The sequence below is a fragment of the uncultured Campylobacter sp. genome, assembly GCF_937997465.1.
GTDB lineage: Bacteria > Campylobacterota > Campylobacteria > Campylobacterales > Campylobacteraceae > Campylobacter_A.
Genome location: NZ_CALKTQ010000086.1, coordinates 1 through 2,909 on the forward strand (window position 1 = coordinate 1; position 2,909 = coordinate 2,909).

General features: G+C 44.7%; 3 protein-coding genes. All 3 read right to left on the bottom strand.

Annotated elements, in window-relative coordinates; translation table 11 throughout:
- Window positions 1-184: 184 nt before the first annotated feature.
- Complete coding sequence (locus tag Q0546_RS02545) at window positions 185-958, bottom strand: MetQ/NlpA family ABC transporter substrate-binding protein (RefSeq protein ID WP_298790245.1); 774 nt, start codon at window positions 956-958, stop codon at window positions 185-187.
- Window positions 959-1,214: 256 nt separating this feature from the next.
- Window positions 1,215-1,889, bottom strand: a complete 675-nt coding sequence (locus Q0546_RS02550) for a methionine ABC transporter permease (RefSeq protein ID WP_298790247.1) — start codon at window positions 1,887-1,889, stop codon at window positions 1,215-1,217.
- Window positions 1,889-2,845 (bottom strand): methionine ABC transporter ATP-binding protein, encoded by a 957-nt coding sequence (locus tag Q0546_RS02555; RefSeq protein WP_298790248.1) that lies wholly within the window; start codon window positions 2,843-2,845, stop codon window positions 1,889-1,891. The genes Q0546_RS02550 and Q0546_RS02555 overlap by 1 nt, the downstream gene beginning before the upstream one ends.
- Window positions 2,846-2,909 lie beyond the last annotated feature (64 nt).

Consider the following 2,909-nt stretch of genomic DNA (forward strand, 5'->3'; position numbering starts at 1 on the left):
AAGCGCGCCAAGAAGTATTTTTGAAAATTGCATTATTATTCCTTTTTTGATAAAAAACGGCGCTAAAAAGGTAAAAGCTTTTACGCCGTTTTATTTTAATAGCGGTCTCTAAACTAAATTTGGATTCGTCGTTTCGTTAAATTTGCCCGCGCCACTAAATTTGAGCGGGCGGGGCTAAATTTGATTAAAACGTCGGGATTATCGCGCCTTTATATTTTTCCTCGATAAATTTCTTTACCTCCGGGCTCGTGACGGCTTTGTCTAGAGCTTTGATTTTCGGGCTATTTTCGTTGCCGACTTTGACCACGACGTAGTTGGTGTACGGGCTATCTTTGCTCTCAAGCACGAGTGCGTCTTTGGTCGGGTTTAGGTTGGCGTTTAGAGCGTAGTTCGTGTTGATAACGGCGATGGCGACATCATCTAGCGTACGAGGAACTTGAGCTGCCTCGATCTCTTCAAATTTTAGCTTTTTTGGGTTTTCCGTGATATCAAGCAGAGTTTTTAAAGGGTTGTCGTTTAGTTTGATCAGACCTGCGCTAGCTAGCACGTCAAGCGCGCGGCTCTCGTTTGTCGGGTCGTTTGGTATTGCTACGGTGCTGCCGTCTTTTAGCTCTTTGATATCTTTTATCTTTTTAGAGTAAACCCCCATAGGCTCGAGGTGGACGCCAACTGTTTTAACTAGATGAGTGCCTTTGTTTTTATTAAATTCCTCAAGATACGGTAGGTGCTGGAAGTAATTAGCGTCTAGATCGCCGTCCTCGGTAGCCAAATTTGGAGTAGAGTAGTCGTTAAATTCTTTGATCTCAAGAGTAAAGCCGTCTTTTGCAAGGATTGGTTTTACGACTTCCAAAATTTCAGCGTGCGGAACCGGAGTAGCGCCTACGACGATTTTCTCGGCGGCATTTGCTGCGACTGTTAGGCTTAGAGCGACTAGAGAGTATTTGAGTAGATTTTTCATTTTATATCCTTTTTAAAATTTGGCTAGCATTTAAAAAAGGATATGAGCAGAGGCTTAAATTTCTTTTTAAATGCTTAGCAAGACTAAGCGCTTAAAAAGAAATTTTGCGCTTAGCGTTAGTCTTTCGACGACTTAAGTTCAGTGAAGCGACGCATTTCGCACATATCTGATTTCATTTTCTATCCTTTCTTTGTAAAATTAATTTCGGGATTTTATGCAAAAAAAGTTTAAAAGAAAATAAAATCAGACGTAAAAATCATTTCTTTGTGATCTTATAAATAAAATTTCCTAATGATTGGAAAATTTGCACCATTATGATTAAAATCACGACGGTATAAAGCATGATATCGGGGCGAAATCTCTGATATCCGTAGTTTATCGCAACAGACCCAAGTCCGCCGCCACCGACCGCGCCCGCCATTGCCGAAAAGCCGATAATGACGATAAGCGTGAGCGTGATAGAAGCTACGATGCCAGGCAACGCCTCTACAAACATCACCTTAAAAATGATCTGAAAATTTGAGCTACCAAAGCTTCTGGCGGCCTCGATGATGCCTTTATCGACCTCTTTTAGCGCGCTCTCGATCAGCCTAGCGATAAACGGCGCCGCGCCGATAGTAAGCGGAACGATAGCCGCGGTAGTGCCTATACTAGTACCCACGATCAGGCGCGTGAGCGGGAAAAGCACGATGATGAGGATGATAAATGGAAAGCTTCTTAGCGTATTTACCGTGATATCAAGCGCGATAAATAGCGGTTTGTTCGGCTTCAGACCATCCTGCGCAGAAAGAACGAGCAATATAGCCGGCACTAGTCCTATGAGAAACGCTAAAAGCGTCGAAACAACGCTCATATAAAGCGTCTCGCCGATAGCAGGAAGTAAAATGCGCTCGAAAACGTCGGGAAATTTAGAAAAATCTATGCCAAACATCACGCCACCTCCCACAATACGCCGCTTTGCTTGATATACTCGGTCACGCGCGCCTCGTCTTTTGGATCGACGTTGATGACGAGCGAGCCAAGTACGTTTTCGTTTAGCTTTTCAAGCTTGCCCCAGACGATGTTAAAGTCGATGTTTAGCGTGCGCGCCATATGCGTGATGACGCTGTTTTGAGCGACTTCTTTTGGGAAAAAGAGCCTGATATTTACGCCCTCGCTCGGCAAAATTTCATCCTCGCCGAGGAATTCCTTCATCTTTTCATCTGGCCTTAAAAATAGCTCCTCGATCGTGCCGCTACCGATTATCTTGCCGCTTTCTAGCAGTACTGCGCGGCGCGCGATACTTTTTACGACCTCCATCTCGTGCGTGACCAAAACGACGCTGATATTTAGCGTTTGGTTGATCTGTTTTAAAAGCTCGAGTATCGAATTTGTCGTATTTGGATCAAGGGCCGAAGTCGCTTCGTCGGAGAGTAAAATTTTTGGACTTAGCGCAAGGGCGCGGGCGATAGCGACTCGTTGTTTTTGTCCGCCGCTTAGCTCGCCCGGGTAGCTTGCGGCTTTGTTTGCAAGGCCTACGAGATCCAGTAACTCGCTCACTCTTTTTTTGATATCGCCGTCTGAGTAGCCCCAAAATTTAAGCGGAGTCGCGACGTTTTCAAACGCCGTTTTTCTAGCCATCAGCGCAAAGTGCTGAAATATCATCCCCACGTCGCGCCTAAGCTCTCTTAGCTCCCTATCTTTTAGCGCCGAGATTTCTTTGTCAAATACCTTTAGGCTGCCGCTTTGATAGTCCTCTAGGCCGTTTATGCAGCGAAGCAGGGTGGATTTACCCGCACCGCTGTGGCCCACGATGGCAAAAATTTCGCCTTTTTCTACGTTTAGGCTGACGCCATCTATGATCTGCGTCGCCCCGTAAAATTTCTTTAAATTTTCTATTTTTATCACTAATTTTCCTTGTTTTTAAAACCGCATAAATTTATAAAATTTCGCGCCTTAGCTCATCAGCGCT